The organism is Streptomyces sp. NPDC007164 (assembly GCF_040634135.1).
GTDB classification, from domain to species: Bacteria; Actinomycetota; Actinomycetes; order Streptomycetales; family Streptomycetaceae; genus Streptomyces; species Streptomyces sanglieri.
Window position 1 is genome coordinate 1 of sequence record NZ_JBEYFB010000012.1, and the last position, 26,225, is coordinate 26,225.

Below are 26,225 nucleotides of genomic sequence, written 5' to 3' on the forward strand. Positions count from 1 at the left end.
CTTGCCCTGGGCCTCCTTGTCGTCGGGGGGTGCGACGGCCGCGTCCTGTGCGGATCTGGACTCGGTGGTGGCGGGGGCGTGGTGGGCCAGGCGGACCTTCTTGGCCGCGACGTCGGACTTGACCTTGCGGAAGCCGGGGGCCTGCGCGGGCGACGGCTTCACCGGGGCCGTGTAGCGCTGCGCGACCAGGCGGGAGACGGCCCTGTTGCCCGCCGCGCGTTGCAGGCGTTGGAGGCTGCGGGGGTCCGGGGCGGGGCGGTCGCCGGGCGGGCGTTCCGGTGCCGGCACCGTTGTGCGGGAGACGTCCGGATTGGCGGGAGAGGGGCGAGCAGCGGTGGCATCCTTCTCCGGAACCGCCTTCATCCGCCCTCCCTCCCGACCGCACACACCCCCGACCGCGCATGGCCATTCCGGCCAACACGCCAACAAGGAACATACGAAGCCGGCAAGGGCCCGAGGAAGAGCAACTCCTCTATCAACTCCGGGATTTACCCCATCGGGCACCATCACTGCACGAACGGGAACACGGCATCAAGCCCCCTTCCCCCCGAGAGCCTCGCCCGCAAAAGAAATCCACCGAGCGCCCCGGAATCCATATGGTTCAGCCATGCCCGAACTCCAGCGCCTCCACCCCGATCACCTCGCCGCCCTGCTCACCTTCGAGCAGGAGAACCGCGCGTACTTCGCCGCATCCGTACCGGACCGGGGCGACGCCTACTTCGCCGACTTCGCCGCCCGCCTCGCCGCCCTGCTCACCGAACAGGCGGAAGGGATCTGCCACTTCCACGTCCTGGTCGACACCAACGGCGAGATCCTGGGCCGCTTCAACCTCATGGACGCCGCGGACGGCTCCGCCGACCTGGGCTTCCGCGTGGCCGAGAAGGCCGCCCGCCGGGGCCTGGCCACGGCCACTGTCCTCCACCTCTGCACCCTGGCGGCCACGGAGTACGGCCTGACCACCCTCCGCGCGGCGGCCGCCCTCGACAACACGGCCTCCCGCACGGTCCTGACCCGCGCGGGTTTCGTCCCGACGGGAGAGGAGGTCCAGCTGAGCGGGCGGCCGGGGCTGTGTTACGTACGCGGCACAGCGCCCCAGGTCTGACGCGGAGCAAGGTCCCCGCCGACCACCGGCAGCTGTTTTGTCAACCGGATTCCCCTCTGTCTCACCTTTGCAATATCATCACATTCCAACTACCCATCTCAGGGCCGCACCTCCCCACGCAGGTTCTCAGCCCCGTGTGCGCGAGGAAGTGTCCATGCCGCCCTACCAGCCCTCGTCCGACTGGCAGTTCGAAGTACCGACCTCCGGCAGCAAGCGGCTCCCACCCGCCGCCCGCTACGTCGAGTCGCTGACGCATCAGGGCTACGGCTTCGAGGCCGCCATCGCGGACCTCGTCGACAACTCCATCGACGCCGGCGCCCGCAACGTCGTGGTCAGCTTCCTCCGGGACGATGACCGGCTCGTCAGCCTCCTCGTCATCGACGACGGCAGCGGCATGGACGACGAGTCCCTGGACACGGCCATGACGGTCGGCGGCCGCGAGGGGTACTCCGAGACGGCTCTCGGTCACTTCGGCGCGGGCCTCAAGGCCGCATCGCTCTCCCACGCCGATTCCCTCACCGTCATCAGCCGGACCAAGCGGAGCCCGTCGGCCGGCCGCCGCTGGCTGACCGCACGCGCCCAGGCCGACTTCACGTGCGACATCGTCGACCCGGGCTACTGCCAGGACCTGGTCGACCGTTACGACGGCCTGATCCAGTGGCACGGCACGATCGTCCGCTGGGACCGGGTCCGCGCCTTCGACACCGTCACCACCGGTCAGGCCGACCGCTTCCTCAACGACGCGATCGAGAAGCTGGAGACCCACCTCGGGCTCCATCTGCACCGCTTCCTGGCCCGTGACGACTTCAACATCGACATCGTCGTCGAGGACGTACGGACCAAGGAGGAGCTGGACCACCGGGGCGTCGAGCCCCTCGACCCCTTCGGCTACCGGGTGCCCGGCCGGTCCGGCTACCCCCGTACGTACACCGCGCCGGTCGAGGGCGCCGGCGAGGTGGCGCTGACCGCCCACATCTGGCCGCCGAAGTCGCCCCTGGTGAGCTTCCGGGGCATCGGTCCGCTCGCCGAGCGCCAGGGCTTCTACATCTACCGCAACGACCGCCTCGTCCAGGCGGGCGGCTGGAACAGCACCCGCAGCGCGGAGGGCCACCTCGCCCTCGCCCGGATCGCCGTCGACCTGCCGAACGAGCCGAACGACGTCTTCAGCCTCACGGTGAAGAAGGACGGCGTGACCGTCACCCCGGCCTTCGCGCGCGGCCTGGAACAGGCCACGGACGGCGCCGGACACACCTTCGCCGCCTACCTCCAGGAGGCGGAGACCACGTACCGGGAGGCCGCCCGGCGCGCCACCGAACCGCAGCGCAAGGCCGTCCTCCCGGCCGGCAAGGGCATCGACCCCAAGCTCAGGCGCACGCTGCGCGACGAGTTGCCGGAGCTCGACGGTGAGGACCCGATCGCCTTCCGCTGGGACACCCTGCCGTCGGACGTGTTCTTCGAACTCGACCGGGAGGAAAGGGAGGTGAAGCTCAACAAGGAGTACCGGCAGGTCTTCAACGGCGGCCGTCGCGGCGGCCTGAACGACGCGCCGGTGGTGAAGAGCCTGCTCTACCTCATGGTCAACGAGATCTTCCAGAAGGAGCGGGTCCGGGCCGTCCACACCGACAACGTCGCGCTGTGGAACAGCGTCCTGGTGACGGCGGCGCGCTGCGAACTCTCGCGCTGACCACCGACCCGCCGCCCTGCGCCCGCCCTCCCGAGGAAGCCACCCCTGCCATGACCGACCACCTGTTCAACCTGCACGGCGACGTCCTGGGCGCGATGCGGCGCGGTCCCAAGCACTTCACCAAGCTGGCCTTCGTCCTCTCCGAGGCCGACGAGCCCGCCGACACGGAGCTGAGCCACTTCCGGGACCGGATCGCCGCCGCCGGTCCCGGCGACGAGCTCACCACACTCTGGCACCGCACCCTGACCTCCTGGGACCTGGCGGAGCAGGCCGACTGGTCCACCGCCCCACCCCGCACGGACGCCCGCCGCACGGACACGTACAACCGCCTCGGCTTCGGCGCCGATCTGCGCAAGGCCCTCGACGGGGCGGTCCCGGTCTTCAAGGAGCCGGGCCCCACCGTCATCAGCAAGAAGTTCACGTCCTGGTACTCGCGTGACACCGCGGCCGCCCGCTCCTTCTACTGGAACTCCTACGAGCAGCTCCTGCGCCGCAAGGGCTGGTCGGACGCCGCGGTCTCCAGCCTCGACGAGGCCAGTCACGCCGTGGTGGAACGCCTCTCCGACCCCACCCGCACCGAGGCGTACGGCGCCCGGGGCCTGGTCGTGGGCTACGTCCAGTCCGGCAAGACCGCCAACTTCACCGGTGTCACGGCGAAGGCCATCGACGCGGGCTACCGCCTGGTCATCGTCCTCGGCGGCACCCTGAACCTGCTGCGGGGCCAGACCCAGCGCCGCCTGGACATGGAGCTGATCGGTCAGGAGAACATCCTGCGTGGAGCCGACCCCTCGGACCCGGACGCCCTGGTCGGCATCGACTACCAGGACGACGAGGACTGGCCGGAGAAGTTCGTCAGCCACGGTCACCGCCCGTTCAACATCGAGCGCCTCACCACCCGGGACAACGACTACCGCCGCCTCTTCCAGGGCATCCGGGCCCTGGAGATCGAAAAGCGCGAACCGCACCTGCCGCTGTACGTCCCCGACAACCTGCACCGCGCGGCCGCCCGCGTCATGGTCGTCAAGAAGAACAAGTCCGTCCTGACGAACCTGGTGAAGGACCTCAGGAAGATCGGCCCGATCCTCCGCGAGATCCCCACCCTGATCATCGACGACGAGTCCGACCAGGCGTCCGTGAACACATCCGACCCGAAGAAATGGGAATCGGGCCAGACCCAGCGCACGGCGATCAACGGTCTGATCTCCGAGCTTCTCGGCCTGCTCCCGCGCGCACAGTACGTCGGCTACACCGCCACCCCGTTCGCGAACGTCTTCGTCGACCCGAGCGACGGCGAGGACATCTTCCCGCGCGACTTCCTCATCTCCCTGCCGCGTCCCGTCGGCTACATGGGCGTGCAGGACTTCCACGACCTGGACGGTACGGGTACGGCCGAGGAGACCCACGTACGCGGCATCCACGACGACACCGGCGACCGCCTCCAGGAGGCGATGGACGCGTTCGTCCTCACCGGCGCCCTGAAGCTGTACCGCGCCGACCGCGGAGTGCCGGCGGGCCCGTTCCGCCACCACACCATGCTGGTGCACGAATCGGTGAGGATGGACGACCACGCGGACCTGGCGCTGCGCATCAACACCCAGTGGCACCAGGCGGGTTACACCTCCCACGAGGGCCACGCCCGCCTGGAGAAGCTGCTCGCCGACGACTTCGCCCACCACGCGGACGCCGGCCTCCCGACCCCGTCCGCCTACGCGGACCTGCGCCCGTACGTCTCCCGCGCCCGTCAGCTCATCAACGCGGGCGGCAACCCGGTCGTGGTCGTCAACGGCGACACGGACCGCTACTTCTCCCAGATCGACTTGGACTTCGACCGCACCCCGAACGTCTGGAAGATCCTGGTCGGCGGCACGAAGCTCTCCCGCGGCTTCACGGTCGAGGGCCTCACCGTCACCTACTACCGCCGCACCACCCGCCAGGCCGACACCCTGATGCAGATGGGCCGCTGGTTCGGCTTCCGCCCCGGCTACCGCGACCTGGTCCGCCTCTACATAGGCCGCGAGGAGCCGCTGACCAAGACACAGACGGTCGACCTGTACGAGGCCTTCGAGGCGATCTGCCGCGACGAGGAGACCTTCCGCTCCCAGCTCTCCCGCTACGCGGAGCTGATCGACGGCGAACCGCAGGTGACTCCTGCCCAGGTCCCGCCCCTGGTCTCCCAGCACCTGCCGTGGATCAAGCCGAGCGGCCGCAACAAGATGTTCAACGCGGAGCTGGTCGAGATCCGGTCACCAGGCCAGTGGGTCGAGCCGACGGCGTACCCGACGGACGGGGCGGACCTGCGGCACAACGCGGGGGTGTGGCTGCCGGTCCTGGACTCGTTGGGCTCCACCCCCGTCACGCTGGCGTGCTCCTCCCTCGATCTCGGTCGCAGCGACAGCTACGAGGCCCTGCTCGGCACGATCAGCCACGACGCACTGCTGAAGATCCTCTGCGACCTCCGCTGGTCCGCTCCCTCACAGTTCTCGCCCCATCTGGAGGCCCTGGTCACAGCCGGCGAGTCCGGCACCGGCATCGACGACTGGTTGGTGATCGCCCCGCAGCAGACCTCCGCCCGCCGCGCGGAGGCGACGATCCTCGGCTCCCGCCCGCTGTCCCTGGCACGCCGCACCCGTCGCCGCGGCGATCTCTTCGGCGCGATCAGCGAGCCGAAGCACCGCGGGGTGGCCCTCCGGGTGGCTGGTGCGCTGAAGGACTCGAGGGATCCGCTGGTCGAGTCCCTCGTGCGCGAGCGACGCGGCGTGCTGGTCCTCTATCCCGTGGTCGAGGCCGACCCCCGGCCGACCGCCGACGGCGCGATCGATCCCCGGCACGTGGTCATGGCCTTCTCCCTGGTCGCTCCGAAGTCGTCGGCGGACCGGGGGACGAGCCTGGTGCGCTTCCGGACCATCGATTCGAGCAAACGGGATTCCGTGATCATCGATCGAACGAGCGGTGGGGCGTAGGAGACTTGGCAGTGATGAGTACTGCGAAACCCTCCTCCCCCGACGTCTCCGCCCGGATGAGCCGACAGGCGAGCCGCGACACCAAGCCGGAGGTCGCCGTCCGGAAGCTGCTGCACGCATCCGGCTACCGCTACCGGCTCAACGAACGGGTGCCGGGAATGCGCCGGCGGACCATCGACATCGCTTTCACCCGGGCAAAGGTCGCGGTGCTGATCGACGGGTGCTTCTGGCACGGCTGCCCTGTTCACGCCACGCAACCCAAGGCCAACGCGGAGTGGTGGCGCGAGAAACTCGAACGGAACATGGCACGGGACCGGGAGACGAACGAGCATCTGGCCGGGGCGGGGTGGACGGTGCTGCGGTTCTGGGAGCACGAGGCCCCCGACGGGGTGGCCGAGCAGGTGGCCGCGGCTGTCGACCGGGCAAGGTTTCGAACAGGGGCACGCCCCGGAAACGAAGTTCGGTGAGCAGAGTCGCACGATGTGGCAACAAGAGCCGACACCGACAGATCGCCCCTACGGCCACTCTCGGCGACAGCACGGTAGCCGAACGAGATCACCTCGGAGGGCTTCGGTCCCCGACAGCGCGCTGATCGGAGGAGCCCTCCTCGCCGGCTACACTTCAACCCCATGACCAACACATCCCAGAAGCCGCTCCGCCCTGCGGATGTGCATGTCATCGATCTTTTCGCGGGGCCGGGTGGACTCGATGTGGCGGCTCACGCACTGGGAGTTGCGTCCCTCGGAATCGAGTGGGACGCGAACGCGTGCCAGACGCGGCAAGCAGCGGGCCTGCCCACCGAGCGGGGGGATGTCCGCGCGTTCGACTCGGCGAAGTTCCCGCAGGCCAACGTCCTGGCGGGCGGTCCGCCGTGCCAGACGTACACGGTGGCCGGAAAGGGTGCTGGTCGGCGGGCACTGGATGAAGTTCTGGCATTCGTCGAACGGCTGGCGGATGGCGAGTCGTGGCCGCGTATAGAAGCGGATCTCGCCGTATTGGAGGACGAGCGCACCGGGCTCGTCCTCCAACCGCTCCACTGGGCCCTGGACGCACTCCAGAACGGTGCGCCGTACCAGGCCATCGTCCTGGAACAGGTTCCCGCAGTCCTTCCTGTGTGGACGGCGTTCCGGGACGTACTCAGGCAGAACGGCTACTCGGCCGAGTGCGGCATCCTCCGGACCGAAGAGTTCGGCGTTCCTCAGACTCGGCGGCGTGCTGTTCTGATCGCTCGATTCGGCGAACAGAGCAGAGTCGCACTGCCGAGTCCAACCCATCAGTCCTACCGCAAAGGCGTGTGGCCGGTGCCCGCACCTGCCCCGGTCGAACCGGCCCTGTGGGCGGAGAACGGCGGCACGGACGACGCACTGTTGCCCTGGATATCGATGGGCGAGGCCCTCGCGAATTACCGCAGCGGGCCGTTCACCGTCATCTCCAATTACGGCACGGGAGGCGACCCCAAGGCGCGCGGTCGCCGGAGCTCCCGCGCGCCCTCCGCGACGGTCACGGGAAAGGTGTCCCGAAACAGAATCGTCGCCGGTGAGAATGGCATCGACCTGCCACGCTTCAGCTTCCGGGAAGCAGGCATGCTCCAGTCCTTCCCGGAGAAGTACCCCTGGTCCGGCAAGGACGTGTCCCAACAGATCGGCAACGCCATTCCCCCACGGCTCGGCTTGCACATCCTAAGTGCGGCCATGGGGCTGGGCAGGCCCTCCGAAGAGGCGATCAAGCGTCTCGAACAGTGGCGGCCTCAGACATCCTCCGACGCTCTTTCCGCACGCCCGCGGACCCTCGCGTCCTCGAATAGTTCCGAGAAATAGTCCACGAGCCGATCCACGGATTCCTCCGGCGCGGGCGCATCGTCCGGGCCCTCCGGAAGAATGTCACGCGTCACGGGGCCGGCCCACTCCGAGGCCTCGATCCACTGTCGCAGCGGCTCACCGTCCCGCTCTGCGTCAGGAGCGATGACGTCATACATCAACGTTGCGGCGGAGGTGTTGACCGCACTTGCCAAGGCGTTGATCTCACGACCAGTCCTGACTGTCCCGCGCTCGATGAGGCGCAGCATCGCCTGAGCCGTCGGCCTGTGGTCGATGGCGTCGAGACGCAGCACGGTGTTGAGCATGTCCTGGTGGGTACAGGCCGTGACCACGGGCCCGTAGTCGGGGCCGTTCCGAAAGAGTTCGGCCGCCCACCACAGCCGGGCGAAGGCCTGGGTGTGGTGGGCGCCTCGAAACCGGTTGGCCGTGACCATCTGAGCCTTCCCGTCCTGCTTGGGCTCAGGCATGTGGCGCCAGGTTACGTAGTCGGGAGCGACTCCGAGGGCAAGGTAGTTCCATCTCCTGCGGTCGGCGGCCTCTCGGCGATCGAGCCGCACGGTGGCATGGAGCCGCGGAGCGAGCCAGGCATCGGCCTTGGTGGGCTTTTCGTCGCGACACCGGTACATCGCCTCCTCAAAGAGGTCGCGTACCGACCCGAGCTCCGCACGCATCTGGTCGCCGGCGAGCGGTTCGGCGACTTTGCTGAGTGCGATGGCCGGTACGTTCTCCTTGCCCGCGAGCAGCCCTTCGGTCAGGTAGGAGGCGGCATTGAGGTCGGAGAGCAGCGCCAGTCGTTCAGGCAGATGAGCAGGCTTGTCGGTCATGCTTCGATCCCCTGGTGAAGTCTGTCCAGGCCACGAATTGCGGTGGCCAGAGCCCTGGGCACCTCGGCCCTGCGGGTGGCGGCGAATTGGATACGTGGCTGGAGGTCGATCCAGCCGAAAGCTCCGGTGCGTCGGCGGTGCACCTCTCGCAGAGCCTCCTCGATCGGGCGCCCGGGGACGACGTCCGGGAGCATCTCGCGGAGCACCTCGCCCCGCCAGTCGTGAGGGAACAGCGGCATGCCGTCGTCCTCGACCTCGAGGTCGCCGATAGCGGTGTGGAACACGGCGGTCCACACATCCGTACACATCTGGGCAAGTAGCAGATCACGAACCAAGCCCTCGGCCGCAGAACCATCGCCGCCCACGAGATCGGTGACGCCCTCGAAGTCGGTGTTCACGTGTACTGCCGGCAGTTCACCGGAGGTGTCGACGATCCAAGGCACGTCCCGGAAGGAGCGCAACCACTCCGGTCCCTCGCGGAAGCCGACCTCTATGACATCGAGTTCACGCTGTCTCAACGGAGCATCGGCGGTCAGATCGACGACCCATCCCGTATCCGACGTGGCGATGACTCGCCCCGGCACCCCGTCAACAGTCGCCACCACATGAACGGACAGAGTGGCACGGTCGAGGTGATCGGCACGCCAGAGCTCGAGGGAGCCGACCCAATCCCGGCCGCTCTCCGACTCGGGCTCCAGATGAACCATGGTCCGCGTGTTGGTCGCCTTCTCGGTCAACACGGCGACAACGGATACCTCGGACCAGTAGCCGTTGGGCTCGGTCGCCTTGGCCGGAACGGTTGCCGACAGCTTGATCCGGGCACTCTCCCAGTCGTCCCGCTCCGCCCGCCCAAGGGCCACCACCTGCTCAACAACGGAGTACGCCTTGGTGTCGAGAGGCTCCCTGCTGTCGCCGGGCCCTTTCAGCCCCACTGCGGTCACGCGCAGCGATACAACCCCGGGGAGTCGCTTGTACGGATAGGCCCTCATCGCTTCACTTCCTTGTCCAAGCGAAGTTCAACGACCAAGCCGGTGAGCGATGCGCGTACCGGGTGTGTGGACGCGTCGGTGACCCCTCGGAAGGTCGCATTCCGCGCTCCGGGCTCAAACCGCAGTACACCGTCCTCCAGTTCACAATTCCGCACAGCAACAAGTTCGGACCAAGCGACCGTCGGCCGGGGGCCGGATCGCACATCCAGTTTGGCCACCGGGATCACGTGCATGACGTCACTGCTGACGGGCACCTTGACCTCTGCAGTGATACACCATGAACCATCCGTGTCGATCCGTGCATCGAGGTCGTCGAGAACCGGCATCGCCGCAGCAGCGGACTTCCGGGTCGCGCCCTTTCCCGATACGGCCAGACGCTTGCGCAAGCGGTCGGTCGCGCCACGCCGCTTCGCCTTCGGTAGCGTGACGAGGTCGCGGACAGCCCTGTTCGTATCGCGAGTCAATGTGGCGATACGCCGGTAGGCGGAGGGCGAGTACCGCATTCGCAGTTCCTCGGTCTGCCCCCACTTGTTGTGCTCCGGTGGCTCCGAGGTACGCAGAAACGCCTCCGCCTCGTCGGCGAAGGGCGCTTCATCACCTGCAGCATGCCCAACGAGAAGCACTGCCTGAAACGGGTTCGTGCCCAGTGCCAGATCAGGGACACGGCTGGTACGAACCGTCATGCGGTTGCCCCGCATCGCCACCACGGTGTTCGGCCGCCCGTCTGCGTCATCGGCCTCGGTCACCAGAAGAACCGCCTTGTGCTCACCGCAGCTTTTCTGCCCCGCAAGGCCCGGCACGCTCAGAGGAACGGTCGACATGGCGACCTGACCTGACTCAGTCAGACGCTCCACGGTCGTACCGTTCAGGAATGCCTGAAGCGCACGGGTACGGGAAGGTTGAGTCACGCGGGGATCGACCCGCTCCTCCTCGATGATCTCGACACCGTTGCGCAGCGTCCGAACAGACGCTTCGAGAAGCGGTTGCCCGCCATCGCCTGCGACCATTGCCGCCCAAAAGTTCCGCCCGAGCGCTTGGCGAAGTCGCTTGTGCATGCGATGCACACTTTCCTCGTCCTCGCCCATGTCGCTCTCGGTCGCAGAATCGGCGTCTGCGAGGCTTGCCACGTCGTGCGCGCCGACAATCAGGAACGAGGTTCCTGATTCGGTGCTCTCCCGTGCGAGATGCAGCCGTTCAACGGTCTCCTCGTCAGCCCACCACGAGCGAGCGACATCCACCCGGTTCGCGTGAGGATCCGGACGACCGAACCAGGCCGGGCCGGCCCAGGGTGTGCCCTCGACCTCGCGCCAAGGTAGATCGAGACGCCCGATCAACCGTCTTTCGGTCTGGCCCTCGTGCGGCTCGGACAACGTGGAATTCATGAGCACCAGGCCCAGACGACTTGTCGCCCAGAGTGTCGCCTTGCCCAACCCGTACGAACCACCGGCGCCGTCAACGGATTTGTGACTGTCCAACTGACGTCGGACAACAGCAGCGAACCGGCCGGTCTCATAGTCATCACCGGTCAGGCCCGAAGCGTTGAAGTCGTCCACACGCAACAGAACAAGCCGGTCACGCTCTCGCATCTCGCGCAGTCCCGCGTCGATGACCCGACCGACCTTCTGGTCCTGGGCAGCCGCAGCCTCGTAGTGCGGCGCGAGCCGGTCCCACTGAATCGCCTCGCGGAATCTGGCCAGAGCATCTCCAGTGAGTTCGTGCAGCGTGTACCGGACGCGGACCGGACGCGCACTGTCGAGGCGCTCGTCGAGGCTGTTCTGCGTGGCTTCACGAGCCAGCACCTCGACATCCGCCTCGAAGGCGAAGGCTGCCGCGTTACCAAAGTCCCGGCCACCGTCGGTGTACGCAGGACGGTGGTACCAAGCGGGGAGACCTGTCAGCTCGGCCAAATCCTCTTCACTCTCTTCAAACACTCCGGGCTCGTGGCGCAGCTCCGGAAGGGATCGGATCTTTTCCCGCATCGCCTCTTCGGGGGTTGATCGACCGTTCACCCACTCCACGACAAGCCCAACCGACACGTCAAGGAGGTCAGCGATTTCGGTATCTTTGATTCCGCTTTCACTCATTCGATCAACCAGCCAGCGACTGAATGAACTCTCGATCGAATTCAACGCTCCCTCTTCCGTTCCCGAACGACTGCCGGCAGCGACGCCGAATTTTCCTGGGGACGGGACCGTCCCAACCGTCGCAACAACTCTCCGGCGAAGCCGGCTCAACTTTTCGCGGCTTCGGGTCAGTCTCTCCGTCACATCTCGCCGCCGTCGCTCGGTCGCAACCACGGGGTCCGATTCCAGATCGAGAGCGATACGGAGATCCTGCATGCCTCGGAGCTCGATCTGACGAATGCGCTCCCGCGTCACCCTGAACCGGTCCCCCAGTGCTTCCAGCGTCCAGGTCTCCCCATCCACGAGCCCATTACGGTACAAGATCACGAGGAGCGTTCGCTCCGGCAGGATGCCCAGCAGCGGGCGGAGTTCCTCCAGAACGAAGTACGATCGCAGGGATTCGTGGGGATCCAGAACACCACTACCCACCCCACTGAACGCTCCCGTCGTTCCGGATGCCTCGAAAAGTCCGTCGAGCGACAGCACTCCGCGCATCAGCTTCAGGTACTCGACGACCTTTCTGTAGTCCATGTCGCACTCTGCCGCGAGGTCAACCTCGTCCGGCACCTGACCCAAGTTCTGGAATTTGCGTTGCGCCTTCCCGATTTTCCTCATTGACTCGCGCACATGGACCGGATACCGAATCACAGACCCACAGTCCGCCACCCCTCGGTCGGCTGATTGCCTGATCCACCACGTGGCATAGGTGGAGAATTTCAGCCCTCTCGTGACATCGAATTTCTCCACCGCACGCATTAGTCCAAATTCTCCGAATTGCACAACTTCCTGACGCTCCAGCCCCTCCGCAGCAAAGAATCCATCTTTTACAATCGAATAAATTAGCCCTTGATTGTGTACCACCAATGCTTCGTAGGCGCGCCGCGCTTCGCTTCTGCCCGGCAAACTGCGCACGTATCCCGCAGGCAGGTCTCCGGTCAGCGGCAGTCCCGACCGCAAGAGCAGGAAGAGGCCCGCCTCCTCGGCGGCGGTCAGGATCCGCTTCTGCGGCCTCCTGTCCCATCTGTCACTGTCCAGGACCCGCCTCGCCGCCGAAATAGCCAAGTCGAGGTCCTTCGACGGTCGATCCTCTTCGGCGGGGTCGGAAACAGTGCCCCGCCCGGCCGACTCGTCGAGAGCCTCCTCCATACCAATGGCTGGGGACTCGGGGTCCTCCCTCGGCGCACCGAGGTCTGCCGGGCCTACCGTCCACCCTTCGGCCTCCATCTCAGAAGTCAGCGCACGTCGGACATCGACACCAAGAAACGCAGCGACAGCCACCTGAGAGACGGCGAGGTCACGATCGACACCCTCGGCCCTGAACCGACGCAGCAGCCGCTCGATCCGATCCAAATCGACCGGATGCATACCCTCAGTGGCTGTAAATCGACGCTCCGCCGCCATAGCTCCTCCCTGCGCACTTGCTCCGTGACTGTTCCCGAGCCATATCGCTATCTTGACCCTGTTGCTGCAACTGCGGGGAGAGTTGATGAGGATCGTTCCGAGCGAAATCTCGAGCAAGACCAGGAGCGCTGCGGAGCGAAGCGTCTTCGCTGCCCTCAAGGCCATCCCCGACAACGAGAGCGTGGCCCTGCACTCCGTTCACCTCCCGGCGCACCGCTACAAGCGTGTCGGCGAGATCGACTTCGTAGTGATCACGCACAAGTTGATCCTGTTCATCGAGGTGAAGGGCGGAGGGGTCGCCTTCCGGGACGGCAAGTGGCACTACGGCGGGGGCGATGGCCACGTGGACACGCGTGATGAAGGCCCATTCGAGCAGGCCAGCAGCGGCATGCACGAATTGGAACGAGAGTTCCGGGGCGCGGTCGACGGCCTCCGCGCTCGCGACGCGGTGGCGGGCTACCTGGTCATCACTCCAGGCGTGGATCTCCCACCGATGACCACGTACGAACCCGAACAGTATCTTGGTCGCACGGCCTACGCCGGTGGACAGGGACTCGAAGCCGCAATTCGACGCGCCGGCCGCTACTGGCCCAGCAAGGGCAAGAACAGGTCTGCCATCTCCCCCATTTCCGCGCAGTTGCGCGGAGACATCGTGAAGGCCGTACGTCCCGACTTCGACCTGGTCCCCAACCTCCAGTCAAGGATCACTGACCTCGAGGCGACCTTCGAGCGTCTGACCAACGAACAGTTGGAGCGCATCGACGAGTTGGAGGAGAACCCCCGGCTCATCTGGACGGGAGGCGCGGGAACTGGCAAGACGTTCCTCGCTGCCGAGGCCGCCCGCCGCAAGTCGGCGACCGGAACCGTCCTCTTCACCTGCGCGAGTCACACTCTGGCAGCACATGTCTCCAACATCTTGTCGGACGAGTCCATCGTCGTGCTCCCCTTCGATCGTCTCGCCGAAACACGAGGGCGCTCCTTCGACCACTTGATCGTGGACGAGGCACAGGACTTGATGAGACTCGAGCACCTGGGAAGGCTCGAGGAACTCGTCGAAGGTGGGCTCGACAGAGGCCGATGGATCTTCATGCTCGACCGGAACAACCAGATCCTCTCTCCCGAGGGCTACGACCCCGAGGCCTGGAAGTACCTGAGCGAACTTGGTGCAACGTCGGCTTCCCTGAAGAGAAACTGTCGCAACACCAAGCAGATCGTGAGACAGGTTCAGCGCTACACGGGTGCCGATCTGGGAACCGCGATGGCGGGACAGGGAGAGCAGGTGACCTTCGCCAAGGTCTCCTCCAGAGAGGACGAAGCGTCAGCTCTGGACAAACATTTGGATCGTCTTCTGGACGACGGCGTTTCCCCCCGGGACATCACTCTCGTGTCGTCATCCGGTGATTGGGCCAGCACTTCTGCCCGGCTCTCCCGACGTTTCTCCAAGATCGATCGCTATGCAGACACGATCGGGTCCGGCCGGTCGAGGAATCGCATCACCTGGTCCTCGGTAGTGGACTTCAAAGGCCTCGAGAACCAGGTCGTATGCCTCATCGACCTCGATGCCGAAGCTCTCGAAGGTCGGCTCGACTCCATCTACGTCGCATGGACCCGGGCTCGAGCACACCTGTGGATCGCCACCCTGCCCGGCGTCAGCCGCGTACTGAGAGACATGGGCACTGCCGCGCTCGAGAGAGAAGGTGCGACGGGATGACTGCCTCGGAACCGGACCTCGCCACGTATCGCGATGAATTCGTCAAGTACCTGCGCAGACAGCTCGTCGGTCCGGAGCCTGATGCGGAGGAAGTGCTCGTCGATCCCCCGGACCGGCGCTACCTCATGGGCACTCTCTATCCACGCGGCACAGAATTCCACGACCGTACGTCGGCCGCCGGCGAACAGGAACTGTCCGAGGATGCCGCAGGTGTCGGTGAGGAGGACGGCTTCGCCGACGATCCCGTGGCCGAGGCGAATGCCTGGATGCCCTCGTCACTCGGGTTCTCGTTCTTCACCAACGCTGCGGCTATCACGGTAACTTGCTCCGCTACACGCTACGAGACGCAGCGCAAGGGGGGACGCAGGATCTGGGTCAGGCTTCCCAGCCGCGCCCAGACGGTCCGGTTCGACCGGGCGTCGATGGGCGGCGAGCGAGTACTGGAAGGCCACGCGCGCCTCTACGTCCGCTGGCGACGCCACGGCTTGGGCCACCTCGTCACCTGCGTACTCACGAACGCCCACCACGAGGACGAGGACCCCCGGAATTCCTGGAACCTCATGCTCTTCCAGGCAGGACTCGAGGTATCGACCGTCGGCGGAAGGGTCCTCGAATACCCGAGTACGCGACTCAACAGTCGGGATCCCGAGGAGGAGGAACTCCGGGTTCAGTACCGACACATCGTGACGCGGGCCATCGGGCACGGCTGTGCCGTCGAGTGGAAGGAGTCGGACGAGGAAGTCACCACTCTCCGCGCGGAAGTCATGCCGCGCCAAGTTGTCGAGCACGTCCGCCCCGACGGCCCGGCAAACCTGCAAGTGCTCAATCTCTCGCACCTGTACCGACGGGACCTTCCTGTCGAGACGTTGCGCGCCGATCTCGAATTGTTCGTCGCGGGCTATCGCGCGTGGTACGAAGCACGCGTGGCCGAGGTGTCGGCGAACCTCCCGCAATGGGCTCAGGAACCCGCTCGGCGCATCCTCACGCGTGTCGAATCCGCAGTGCAGCGTATGGAGTCCGGGGTCGGGGTCCTCACCGGGGCAAACGCTGCCGGAGAGCACGCCCGAGAGGCATTTCGGCTGGCGAACCGAGCCATGGCGCTGCAGATGCTGCACAGCCGAAGTGAGTTGGCGGGCTCACGACGCCGCAGGAACGACAACATCGTCGAAATTTCCGAACCGGATGCCGAAGCTGCTTGGCACCCCTTCCAGCTCGCCTTCTTCCTGCTCGTCGTCGAAGGGCTCGTGAACCCCGGACACGACGACCGCGACACAGTCGACCTCATCTGGTTCCCCACAGGCGGTGGCAAGACCGAGGCGTATCTGCTCACAGCATGCTTCGAGATCGCATGGCGTCGGTTGCACCACGGGCCCGCGGGCGGCGGTACTGCTGTCATCAGCCGATACACGCTCAGCCTCCTCACCACCCAGCAGTTCCAACGGACGGCGACGGCCATCTGCGCGCTGGAGTACATGCGCCTCGGGCACGATGGTCCCGAGGCGTCTGCGCTGGGAGACGAACCGATCACCGTGGGCCTCTGGGTCGGCAGGGATACGACGCCGAACTCTTACGCCGAGGCAGAGACAGCCTTCCGCGAACTCAAGCAGATGAACGAGCCCGACGACAGGTTTCTCCTGGAACGCTGCCCCTGGTGCGGAACCGAGATCGTCCCGCAGCGTCACACCCGCGACCGTGACTTCGGGATCCTGGCAGACTCCGTCAGCTTCGCCTTCCGCTGTCCTCGGGAGACTTGTGTATTCCGCGATCTGCTACCGATCTCCGTGGTCGACCAGCACATCTACGACCAACCTCCCACCTTCCTGCTGGGCACCGTGGACAAGTTCGCGCGACTGGCCTGGGAGCGGGACGCCGGTCACATCTTCGGTGGGCAGGGCAAGCGGAGACCGTCACTGGTCATTCAGGACGAACTCCATCTGTTGGCCGGTCCGCTGGGCACGACGGTCGGTCTTTACGAGGCAGCAGTCCTGGAGCTGTGCGCGTGGGACGGCATCAGGCCGAAAGTAATCGCTTCGACGGCAACGATCCGCCGGTCGCAGGAACAGATCCAAAGCCTCTACGGTCGCCGAACACAGCTCTTCCCACCGGCCGGAACCGATGCCCGCTACTCATATTTTGCCTCCCCCGACCACAAACGCCCAGGGCGGCTCTACGTCGGCGTCATGGCTCAGGGGCACACGGCTTCCACCGGAACAGTCCATGTCGGTGCCGCGGCCCTCCAGGCACCCAACGACATACGCGACACCGACGAGTTGCGCGACTCCTACTGGACTCTGGTCGCCTATCACAACAGTCTTCGCGAACTCGGGCGCACCGTCACGATCGCAAGGGACGACATCCCGGCCAGGCTGGAACATCTGACACGCGACGAATCGACCCGCCGCGAACTCCCTGACCACTCGGTTGTCGAACTCACGAGCAACATCCCCCGTGCGTCGCAGCCCAGACTGCTCGATCGTCTCGGCCGGGCGTTCACGGACAACGACAGCGTCTCCTTTCTCGCGACAACCAACATGCTGTCCGTCGGGGTTGACGTACCACGCTTGGGTCTGATGCTCATGAACGGTCAGCCAAAGACAACCTCCGAATACATTCAGGCAACCAGCCGAGTAGGCCGCCGCAACGTTCCTGGGCTGATCGTCACCCTTTTCCGGTCGAGCAAGCCTCGCGACCGATCTCACTACGAGTCCTTCGGGGTCTATCACTCCTCGCTCTACCGACACGTGGAGCCCACGAGTGTCACACCGTGGTCGCCGCCTTCCCGGCTTCGAGCTCTCCACGCGGCACTTACCATCCTCGTACGTCATGGCATAGGGCTGAGCTCCGAGGACAGTGCGGGAGACGCGCTCGATCACAAGGAAGAGGTGCAGCAGGTGCGGGATCGCATCGTGGCTCACGTGCAGAGCTCCGATCCCGACGAGAGCGAGGCGGCACGGAAGCAATTGGACGAGCTGATCGAGGAGTGGCTGCAGGAGGCTGCCATCGCCCGAGGAGGGGGAAGCCGTCTCTACTACCGGCCGCAGGGACTCGGGCACACGTCGCTGTTGACCGACTTCGGGAAGCAGCAAGGGCTTTGGGAGACCGCCCAGTCCATGAGGAATGTCGACCGGGAATGTCTGGTCGCGGTCAGGGGGGCGTGACGAGATGAAGGACATCAGGCGGAAGGTCCGAAGGACACAGACAATCACTCCGTTCGGTGTCGGTGGGATCATCGACCTGCAGGGAGAGTCATTCGTCGCTGCTGATATACGCAGTTGGGGAAACCAGGGCGATCCGGTGGAATCTCCCCGACTGGCCCGGAAATTGAGAGTGAGAGGTTTTCGCTCGGCAGCAGTAATCCCCTCAGGGAAGGCCCAGTACGTATCTCGCCGCGGCCCAGTTTATGTGCGCTTTCCTCGCTGGCTGTTCTGCCCGAAGTGCAGGGTCATGACCCTGTGGCGACACGAGGCCGAGCAGAGGGATAAGCCGCCCAGATGCGGCCGGTGCCCGAACTCGCCCCAGCAGGCCCCCATGCGTTTCATCCAGGTTTGCAGAGACGGGCACCTGGGCGATATCGATTGGCAACGATGGGCGCATTCGCGCGCCGAAGGCCACGATCAACGGCAATGCCGGGTGAGAAGCCTCAAGTTCGTCGCGACGCCGGATTCCTCCGGCCTCGATGCCCTGAAGGTGATGTGCATCGTTTGTGGCGCGTATCGAACTCTCGAAGGAATCAGCCAGAAGCACGTACTGAAGCAGATCGGCGTGCGCTGCTCGGGGAGTCAGCCCTGGCAAACCTCCGACGACGAGAAAATCGATTGCGAGGAGACGCCCCGTGCGGCCCAGCGCGGCGCTTCCAACGTCTACTTCCCGCTGGTCCATTCCGCCATCGAGATCCCCAACCCATCAGACCTCGATACGGATGACGAGGCGGCCCAGAGGGTCATGACCCACAGCATGTGGGAAGAACTCATCGAGACCGGTGACGCACCCATCACAGATGTAATCGTCAATCACATTGCGAAGAAGTGCGGCGTCTCTGCGGAGTTCGTCGAAAGTTTGCGGCGAGCCCACACAGCCGATACATCAGCGAAACCAGAGGTCAATTCCGCGATTGAGGACCTCAGCATTGCCGAATGGGCAGCATTCACTTCCTCCGAATCCGAGAAGGATTCCACAGACGACTTCGCCGTCAGGCAGGTGGGCCTGGGTACGCACACGGACGATCCTCTCTCCCTCCAATTGCTCCACCACCGCGTCGGGCTGGTTGTGGTGGCCGACCGAATCCGCGAGGTCAGGGCGCTCGAAGGGTTTTCCCGATACGAGTCAGAGGGTCGCGAGCGTCTCGTATCTGTCAATCCCGTGGCCCGCGCCCAGTGGTTGCCCGCCGTGGAGTCGTACGGAGAAGGCATCTTCATCTCGTTCAACGAGGATGCGCTCGAGGAGTGGGAATCCTCACCAGCCGTTCTGCGCTGGGTCGAGGGGATCGAGGGAAACCTTGAGGCCTCCTTCCAGATCGAGAGACTCCGAGAAAAGACAGGCCCCCGGCTGCTGCCAAGATTCGTCATGCTGCACACACTGGCGCACCAGTTCATCCGCCAACTCTCCTACGACAGTGGCTACAACGCGGCATCTCTGCGCGAACGTGTCTACGCCAGAAGCCATCCAGTTGGGAGCCAGGACCCCCAGCAGGCCGGCATTTTCATCTACACTGCGGCCGGAGATTCGGAGGGGACGCTTGGTGGCCTGGTCCGCCAAGGCATGCCCCCTCATCTCATGGACACGATGATTCGCCTCCTTGAGGCGGCCCAGTGGTGCTCTCAGGACCCGCTGTGCGCCGACTCCACAGGGCGTTCTCTGGCGAACCTCAACAGGGCGGCCTGTCATGCGTGCACGCTGCTCCCCGAAACGTGTTGCGAGATCGGAAACACGCTGCTCGACCGCATCCTTCTGATTGGCGATGGCCGGGTGGAAGGCTTCTTTCGGCCGGTCATTCAGGCTGCTTTCGAAGAGTCCGCCGCTGCCGTCGATGCGCCATGAAACTTCCCAGCCTCCTCGATTTGACGCCGGATCAGTATGCGGTAATCGATCTTCCTTTTGGGGGTCGACATCTGATCACAGGACCCCAAGGTTCCGGCAAGACCGTTATGGCCATCTACAGGGCCTGGATGCAGGCCACAGCAGGGCACCCCGTCACCCTGATCACTCGTTCTAATCTCCTCAGCCAATACACCGATCATTCCTCCAACCGCCTATCCGAAGGATTCCGCGTCGCCACATTCCATCGCTGGCTGCGCGAATTCTGGAACAAAAATTTCCAAGACGAACCACCGACAGACGGTACGGACGAATGGAGTTACAACTGGTCCCGGATGCAAATTGAGTGCCTTCGACGCCAGCCAGAACTTCCGGGTGACTTGGTCATCGACGAGGGACAGAACTTGCCACAACAGTTCTACGAACTCTGCAGCATCCTCGAAAATCATGTCACTGTTTTCGCGGACGGATTCCGAAGTCTTGAAGAGGATCAAGCGACACTTGCCGACATCAGCAAGGGACTAGAGGTGGAGGCAGAGGCTATTTCGTTGCGGAATAATCACCGCACTACGCGCGAGATCGCCCTCCTGGCGGACCATTTTCGAGTGGGCGATGACCTCATGGATGTCAGCCTCCCCGAGCGAACCGGCGATATCCCACACTTGATGCACTGTTCCTCGGGACGGCCATTTGTAGTACAGCTCGCCCAATACATTTCCAGTCGCCCCGAGTGCACCGTAGGAATCATCTGCAGGACCGTTGAAATTCAGCGTGAAATTCATCGCCAGCTCGCGGGTCAAGGTCTCCAATCCTCGGTCCAGTCTTACATATCGGGCGATAGAAATCGGTCGATAGTCGATTTCGCCACGCACAGAATCCACATCGTGAACGCCGTGAGCATGAAAGGGCTCGAATTCGATATCGTCTTCGTTCCGGATCTGGACAGCTATGCCGAAGACCCCACCGGCGCAACCGCGCGTGAACGATTCCACGTCCTGTGCATGCGGGCGCGGCAGGAGTTGAACCTCGTGCACTACAGCGCTCGAGAACCTGAGATCGTCGCGAACGTACCTACGTCCCTGCTGGGGCGGCGAACCATCTGAGCTCGCCACCCGCGCGTTGGCCCACGACACCTACCGCACCCTTCACCTTTCTTTCGCCGTCCAGAAGCTGTGAACCGGTTTGATCAATGCGTGCTTCCGCACATAGCACCCTCGACGACACCTCGGAGCAGGCAAACCGTCTTGCGCGAGGAGACACCAGCAGCACAGCCCGCCTCGGCCGACGCACGGTGCGCCTGCCGGGGTCTCCAGGGGGCCCATCCCATCTGGCCGCCCGGTCATCCGCCCGATCCGAGCTCGGCCTCGAAGTGTGTCTGGGCGCGGTCCAGCGCCTCGTCGGGGTCGTGGCCATGCGCGCGTAGCCAGTGGAGGAGGTCGGCGATCAGATCGATCGCCGCCTCCTCCTGGAACACGACGCCCATTCGCCGGGCTCCAGCGTGCTCGCCGTCCCGGCCGCCCGCGTAGAGCGTCAGGCACGCCTCGCTCTTGGCGACCCTCGGATCGTCGATGTGACCGCCGGACGAGACCAAGGGCGTCGCCAGGTCGCACCAGACAAGTTTGGACTCCGCGCCGAGAATCACGCCCCACCGTTCCGACACGGCGTCCAGCATCGCGAGGCCACGCCCCGACTCGTCGTCCGGGCCGGCGGACAGAAGTGTGGGAAGGGCGCGGGTTTCAGGATCGCGGAGCGCGACCCGCAGACGCGTGCCCTTCATCTCGACCACGAGCGTGCTGGGCGTCCCCACACCGACGTGCCTGATCACATTCGCCACCAGTTCACTCATGCAGATCTCGGCAGCATCAGCCACATCCGACAGCCCCCACAGCCGAAAACGCAACCGCATCACGCGCCTCAACGCAGCAACCGCTTCGGGTTCCGCCAGGAAGGACAGCTCCCAGGGCTTCCGCGCCATGCAGCCGTCGAGTCCGTACGCCATGAGCACACGCCTTTCGCTACGACGAGACCTCCACGTCTTCACCCTGCGTGAAGAACGATGACTCGCAGTTGGTCCATGTCAGAGAATGCCAACCTCACATCCCGATATGCAATGTGCACGGCAGGATTCCCTCCTTAGGGTGATTGGCGATCGCCGCCACTTCCGATGAGATGTAACTTCCGCTACTGGAAGAGGTATTGAAGTGGCCGGCTCACCCACTGCTCGCCGTCGACGCCTGGCGATCGAGCTGAAGAAGCTGCGCGAGGAGAGTGGCCTGACCTGCAATCAAGTCGGCAAGGAACTCGACTGGAGCGGCTCCAAGGTCAACAGGCTGGAGACGGGTCAGGGGCGCGTCCAGCCCTCGGACGTGGACGCCCTCTGTCGCTTCTACGGAACGGACGACACGCTGCGCGAACTGCTGAAGTCCCTGGCAAAGGAATCGAAGACCAAGGGCTGGTGGCATGCCCACGGCGACGCGGTGCCGTCGTGGTTCTCGGTATACGTGGGCCTGGAACAGGCAGCCTCCAACCTCCGCAGCTACCAGGGGGAGTTCATCCCGGGCCTGCTCCAGACTGCGGAGTACGCAACCGAACTGAGCCGCGCCTCGGCCGACCTGGCGGACGACGAGATTCAGCGCCTGGTCGACGTACGCATGCGTCGGCAGCAGCTTCTGACCACCGAAACCCCTCCGGATCTCTGGGCCGTGATCCACGAGAGCACCCTCAGACATGTCGTGGGAGATCGATCCGTCATGGCGGGGCAGCTCGGGCGAATCCTGGAGATCACGACGCTCAGGAACGTGACCGTGCAGGTCCTGCCGTACGACGCCGGGGCCTACCCCGTCACCGGCCCGTTCACGGTGCTCGGCTTTCCGGAGCAGGAGGATCCGGACGTCGTGTACCGGGAAGGCCTGACCGACTCGGTCTACCTCGAAGGCGCTGTGGATGTCAGCCTGTACGTGAAGGCATTCGACCACCTCCGGGCACTGGCTCTCAGCCCCGAGCGTTCGAGCTCGCTGATTCGTAGAACCCTGAAGGAGCACTCTCCGTGAACCAACCTGCCATCGCCCCGAAATGGCGGAAGAGCAGCTACAGCAACGGCACGGGCGGCGAGTGTGTCGAGGTCGCCGACCTGCAATCGACAGTCGGCGTAAGGGATTCCAAGCAGCTCTCCGGACCTCACATATCCGTACGTCACAGCGCATGGACACGGTTCGTCGCTTCTCTGCGAACTGCGTAGGCCGGGTCCGATCGAGCTCGGCGCCCGGCCGTCAGCGACCGTCAGCGACCGTCGATGCTCCGGCGGGCCTGAGCGATCGTGTGTTGTGCCTCGGCTCCGAACACCGCGGATTCGCTCAGGGCCTGCCACACCCGCTGGTACGTGGTGATGGTGTCGGTGTCGTCCAGCCACAGTTCGGCGTGCCAGTCCTCGGTGACCACGAGGCGGCCGTCGAAGCACCAGAAGCCATTGGACGGAGGGACCTTCACCGTTGCGTGGAAGGGGACGATTCCGAGGTGGACGGTGTCCATGCCGATGACGCCGACCAGGCGGTCCAGCTGGGCGGCGAGTACGCGGGGAGGGCAGATCAAGGTGTGCAGCGTGGCTTCCCACAGAAGGACGTGGAGCCGCTTGCCCGGGCGGTACAGCCACTCCTGCCGTTTCATTCGGGAGCGGACAGCTTCTTCCGTGTCCCGGACAGAGTTCTGAAGCTCCGCGTACCTGAGGAAGACATGGCGCGCGTAGTCGGCTGTCTGGAGCATGCCCGACACCATGGTCGGTTCCCACTCGTGGATGGTCGTGGCACCGGTGACCAGCTCGTTCCAGGTGTCCTGCACAGGGCGGTGGCCGGAGGCGAGTTGCCGTCGCCATGAGCGTACGTGCGACTCGAAACCGCGTAACCGGGCGTGCAGTTCCTCGTACACGTCTGGGCGGCCGGTGGCGACAGCCCACAGCTGTAGGTCTTCGGGGGATGCGGTTTGCCGGCCGTTCTCAAGCTTGCTGATCTTGGACTGCGCCCATCCGAGGCGTGCGGCCAATTCCGAGCCGGTGAGCGGCCCACCTGGGCACGTGGCACGGAGCTCCCGGAGCCTGGCGCCCAGGGCTGCCCGTGCCTGTTGATAGTCCGTACTCACCGGTTCAGCGCATGCCTTCAGCCGAGCCGGCTGATACCGGCCGCGAACATCTCGTGCGGGAGTGCGTGGTGCCATGCCGCGTCACGGGTCAGGGAGCAGCGCACCACTTCTGCCGGCTCCGTGATGAGTTCGACGTCCACGAGTTGATCGTCGGGGTCGAAGTTCAACCATGCCACGATTCGCGAGTCGAAGATCCAGAAGTCCTCTTCCGGCAGGCCGAGCCGTGCCGCGTCGGCCCTCCGCAGACTTCTGATGTCCTCGCCGATGACGGTGTTCCGCTTCGCGTTGTCGAGGAGGTAAAGCTGGCCGGGGGTCGGCGGGTCGTCGGCGATACGGACTCGTTCGACCCGCTTTCCCTGCTCCGTCTGAGCTCGGATCATGGCGCAGTACGGGTCTTCGAGGTCCCAGTCGACGCTGCCGGTCTCGGCGAACTGGCGGTATGTGTCTGTGATTTCGTCGCTTGCGTAGCGCCGCCGGGTCTCCAGCCGCCATGCCGTGTGCTTGAACGTCCTGAACAGGTTCTCGAACTCGTCCAGGTCGATGATCCTCGCCGCGCGGGTGACGTCCCTGGGCGCATAGTCGACCAGGAGTTCGCGCGGCACAACGACGGCTACTTCGCCTTCCGACAGGTGCTGCAGCTGGGCCACGTCCTCTGGATCGCTGAGCGGCGGCCCGTGAACGATGACTTCGCGGCTTTCGAGATCCTCGTGGAGCGACGGGCATCCCGTGCCGCCGCTCCCCGTGCCGTTGAACCGCAGTCTGCGTGCCATGCCGACCCGCCTCTCGCTCGGAAACACTCCGGGTTGAAGGATCTCCGCCGCCGGCCGGGAATGTCGATGCATGGCTGGAGCCGACGCGGGAATATTCGAGAATACCGCCTCGCCCCTCCGGCTGCGCCTGCATAGCTTTCCCCTCGTGAGCAATCCCAGGACGACGATGGCTGCGCCAGTTCACGTGGTGAACCCCCTCGCGGCACCCGAACCCACCCCCGGATGCGATGTATGCAGAGCGCTCGCGCGGGAACGCCAGGAGGCCGCCGGATCGGGTAACTGGTCAGCGGTCGCCGACTGCAATGTTGAACTTCGGCGACACCACAGGGAGCATCCGTGACAGCACTCCGTCCGCACGCTGCGTACCGCTACGTGCCGCATCGCATCGCCGAGCACCCCGACACTGACACCACATTCGAAGCCGAATGTCTCTGGTGCAACTGGGCCACGGCACCTTCGACGGGAGACTCCGCGAGCGTCGATGTGGAATGCATGCGCCACACCGGGCTCAGCGGACACAAGAGCTTCCGGCGCGTTCGCACGTCGTTCGCTGTGGTTGTGCGCGTGTGAGGTCTCGGTCGGTTCCGGCCCGATGCGGCCAGTGCGCGATCAGCCCACGGCCGGCGCAGCCGCCGGTGTTGTGTTGATCCGCGCGAAGCGTTCTCGCCACGGCAGGGGTTCGGGCTCCGGTGAGGGGGTTTCGGCGTAGCTGGCGTTTGCTGTGGCCAGGCGGCAGGGGGTGCATTCCGTCTCGTCCAGCAGGGGGCGGAAGGTGTGTTGCTCGCCCGGGCCCTGGCATTCGATGAGTTCGCGGGGGCGTGCTGGTTCGCAGGACCGGGAGGCCGTGTGGGGTTCGGGGAGCTTTTGGGCGAGGCGGTAGCGGAGAAAGCCGACCGCCGAGCGCACACCCTCGTTGGGGCGTTCGGCGAGCAGGGCTTGACGCAGGTCGGATTCGCTCAGGCCGCGCTCCAGCCACTTGACCGCCTCGACGGCCAGCTTCGCGGCCTCGCGTACGCCCAGGTGCAGTTCGCGGCGGGAGTGGCGCAGGGAGAGCAGGACCCGTTCGGCTCGGGCCAGCAAGGTCGGGTCCGCCGTCGGAGCCGTTGTCGAGGCCGGGCGCTTCGGTTCGGAGGGTGGGTGGGGAGTGGTTTTATCGCTGTGGTCTTCTACCGGTTCATAGTCACCGGCCGTCCGGGCAGTCGGTACGCCGACCGTCGGAGAGTGCGTACTCGGTGGCGGGGAGAGGGGCGTCGTGGCCGACGAGGCAGTTCGTAAGCGGCCCGCCCGCTCACTCGTCAGGGGGTTGTTCGCGACCAGTTGCTCGGTGAGCCAGCGGCCCCCGTCGCCCTGGCTGCGCCACTCGTGTACGTAACCGTGCTCGACGAGCTGTTGCTTCGCCTTCTGGTACGCGCGGCCTTTGATGCCCAGCTTCTGGGCCAGCTCGCTCAAGGGCTTGAAGGTGGTGTTGTCGGGGAGGCTCTGCACGTACAGCAGCATGATCTTCGCGTCACTGCTCAGACGTGGGTGGCGGATGACATCGTTCGATGCCTTCGTGTAGCGCGCGGACGGCGCGATAGCATGGCGCAGCATTTCCGGTGGTCCTGTTCCACTGGTGGTGTAGGCCCTCGGATTTGGTGTTGGCGCACCGCCGGGGGCCGCTCCATGCGCGCGTGAGCACA

At 65.2% G+C, this 26,225-nt stretch carries 19 protein-coding genes and 2 pseudogenes; 11 read left to right on the forward strand and 10 right to left on the reverse strand.

Going from position 1 to position 26,225, the window contains the following annotated elements; all coding sequences use genetic code 11:
• The coding region (locus tag ABZ622_RS17490) for a hypothetical protein (RefSeq protein ID WP_360543982.1) at positions 1-363 on the reverse strand (363 nt) is incomplete at its 3' end.
• A gap of 244 nt (positions 364-607) precedes the next feature.
• On the opposite strand from ABZ622_RS17490, the gene ABZ622_RS17495 reads away from it, so the two are divergent.
• The 5 genes from ABZ622_RS17495 (at position 608) to ABZ622_RS17515 (ending at position 7,563) form a co-directional block, all read left to right on the forward strand.
• On the forward strand, positions 608-1,102 hold the full coding sequence (locus tag ABZ622_RS17495) for a GNAT family N-acetyltransferase (RefSeq protein ID WP_360543984.1): 495 nt from the start codon (positions 608-610) through the stop codon (positions 1,100-1,102).
• Positions 1,103-1,256: 154 nt separating this feature from the next.
• Positions 1,257-2,786, forward strand: a complete 1,530-nt coding sequence (locus ABZ622_RS17500) for an ATP-binding protein (protein ID WP_360543986.1) — start codon at positions 1,257-1,259, stop codon at positions 2,784-2,786.
• A gap of 50 nt (positions 2,787-2,836) precedes the next feature.
• A complete protein-coding gene (locus tag ABZ622_RS17505) occupies positions 2,837-5,746 on the forward strand; it encodes a Z1 domain-containing protein (RefSeq protein ID WP_360544270.1) in 2,910 nt (969 codons plus the stop codon).
• Positions 5,747-5,760: 14 nt separating this feature from the next.
• Positions 5,761-6,213 (forward strand): very short patch repair endonuclease, encoded by a 453-nt coding sequence (locus ABZ622_RS17510; RefSeq protein WP_360543988.1) that lies wholly within the window; start codon positions 5,761-5,763, stop codon positions 6,211-6,213.
• Positions 6,214-6,375: 162 nt separating this feature from the next.
• The gene (locus ABZ622_RS17515; RefSeq protein ID WP_360543990.1) at positions 6,376-7,563 is read left to right on the forward strand and encodes a DNA cytosine methyltransferase; all 1,188 of its coding nucleotides are present in this window, start codon (positions 6,376-6,378) and stop codon (positions 7,561-7,563) included.
• On the opposite strand, the gene ABZ622_RS17520 is transcribed toward ABZ622_RS17515, so the two are convergent.
• The 4 genes and pseudogenes from ABZ622_RS17520 to ABZ622_RS17535 form a co-directional block, all read right to left on the reverse strand.
• Complete coding sequence (locus ABZ622_RS17520; protein ID WP_360543992.1) at positions 7,494-8,387, reverse strand: DUF6339 family protein; 894 nt, start codon at positions 8,385-8,387, stop codon at positions 7,494-7,496. The genes ABZ622_RS17515 and ABZ622_RS17520 overlap by 70 nt on opposite strands.
• Positions 8,384-9,376: a hypothetical protein gene (locus ABZ622_RS17525; RefSeq protein ID WP_360543994.1), complete on the reverse strand. Its 993-nt coding sequence runs from the start codon at positions 9,374-9,376 to the stop codon at positions 8,384-8,386. The genes ABZ622_RS17520 and ABZ622_RS17525 overlap by 4 nt, the downstream gene beginning before the upstream one ends.
• Positions 9,373-11,460, reverse strand: a complete 2,088-nt coding sequence (locus ABZ622_RS17530) for a transcriptional regulator (protein ID WP_360544272.1) — start codon at positions 11,458-11,460, stop codon at positions 9,373-9,375. Before ABZ622_RS17530 ends, ABZ622_RS17525 begins: the two co-directional genes overlap by 4 nt.
• Before the next feature lie 246 nt (positions 11,461-11,706).
• A pseudogene (locus ABZ622_RS17535) lies at positions 11,707-13,065 on the reverse strand (sigma-70 family RNA polymerase sigma factor); the annotation flags it as partial.
• Between ABZ622_RS17535 and ABZ622_RS17540 the strand changes: the two are divergent.
• The 4 genes from ABZ622_RS17540 to ABZ622_RS17555 are packed head-to-tail and all read left to right on the forward strand — an operon-like array spanning position 12,953 to position 20,748.
• Positions 12,953-14,611, forward strand: coding sequence for an NERD domain-containing protein/DEAD/DEAH box helicase (locus ABZ622_RS17540; RefSeq protein WP_360543996.1), 1,659 nt, complete (start codon positions 12,953-12,955; stop codon positions 14,609-14,611). The pseudogene ABZ622_RS17535 and the gene ABZ622_RS17540 sit on opposite strands and share 113 nt — an antisense overlap.
• Positions 14,608-17,769, forward strand: a complete 3,162-nt coding sequence (locus ABZ622_RS17545) for a helicase-related protein (protein WP_360543998.1) — start codon at positions 14,608-14,610, stop codon at positions 17,767-17,769. The genes ABZ622_RS17540 and ABZ622_RS17545 overlap by 4 nt, the downstream gene beginning before the upstream one ends.
• Positions 17,770-17,773: 4 nt before the next feature.
• Positions 17,774-19,648 (forward strand): DUF1998 domain-containing protein, encoded by a 1,875-nt coding sequence (locus tag ABZ622_RS17550; RefSeq protein ID WP_360543999.1) that lies wholly within the window; start codon positions 17,774-17,776, stop codon positions 19,646-19,648.
• On the forward strand, positions 19,645-20,748 hold the full coding sequence (locus ABZ622_RS17555; RefSeq protein ID WP_360544001.1) for a hypothetical protein: 1,104 nt from the start codon (positions 19,645-19,647) through the stop codon (positions 20,746-20,748). Before ABZ622_RS17550 ends, ABZ622_RS17555 begins: the two co-directional genes overlap by 4 nt.
• A 236-nt stretch (positions 20,749-20,984) precedes the next feature.
• Here the strand turns inward: ABZ622_RS17555 and ABZ622_RS17560 are convergent, their stop codons facing one another.
• Positions 20,985-21,644, reverse strand: coding sequence for an ATP-binding protein (locus ABZ622_RS17560; protein ID WP_360544003.1), 660 nt, complete (start codon positions 21,642-21,644; stop codon positions 20,985-20,987).
• Positions 21,645-21,846: 202 nt separating this feature from the next.
• Between ABZ622_RS17560 and ABZ622_RS17565 the strand changes: the two genes are divergently transcribed.
• Entirely contained in the window at positions 21,847-22,695 is an 849-nt protein-coding gene (locus ABZ622_RS17565; RefSeq protein ID WP_360544005.1) for a helix-turn-helix transcriptional regulator, read from the forward strand.
• Complete coding sequence (locus tag ABZ622_RS17570) at positions 22,692-22,883, forward strand: DUF397 domain-containing protein (RefSeq protein ID WP_360544007.1); 192 nt, start codon at positions 22,692-22,694, stop codon at positions 22,881-22,883. The genes ABZ622_RS17565 and ABZ622_RS17570 overlap by 4 nt, the downstream gene beginning before the upstream one ends.
• A gap of 41 nt (positions 22,884-22,924) precedes the next feature.
• On the opposite strand, the gene ABZ622_RS17575 is transcribed toward ABZ622_RS17570, so the two are convergent.
• The 4 genes and pseudogenes from ABZ622_RS17575 to ABZ622_RS17590 all read right to left on the reverse strand — a co-directional run bounded on the left by ABZ622_RS17575 (position 22,925) and on the right by ABZ622_RS17590 (position 26,136).
• Positions 22,925-23,479 carry a DUF5753 domain-containing protein gene (locus ABZ622_RS17575; protein WP_360544273.1) on the reverse strand — a complete coding sequence of 185 codons (555 nt, stop codon included), beginning with the start codon at positions 23,477-23,479 and terminating at the stop codon, positions 22,925-22,927.
• Between the two features lie 99 nt (positions 23,480-23,578).
• Positions 23,579-23,851, reverse strand: a pseudogene (locus ABZ622_RS17580) (helix-turn-helix transcriptional regulator); the annotation flags it as partial.
• Entirely contained in the window at positions 23,794-24,546 is a 753-nt protein-coding gene (locus ABZ622_RS17585) for a DUF6879 family protein (RefSeq protein WP_326742160.1), read from the reverse strand. The pseudogene ABZ622_RS17580 and the gene ABZ622_RS17585, both read right to left, overlap by 58 nt.
• Before the next feature lie 609 nt (positions 24,547-25,155).
• Complete coding sequence (locus tag ABZ622_RS17590; protein WP_360544009.1) at positions 25,156-26,136, reverse strand: hypothetical protein; 981 nt, start codon at positions 26,134-26,136, stop codon at positions 25,156-25,158.
• Positions 26,137-26,225: the final 89 nt, after the last annotated feature.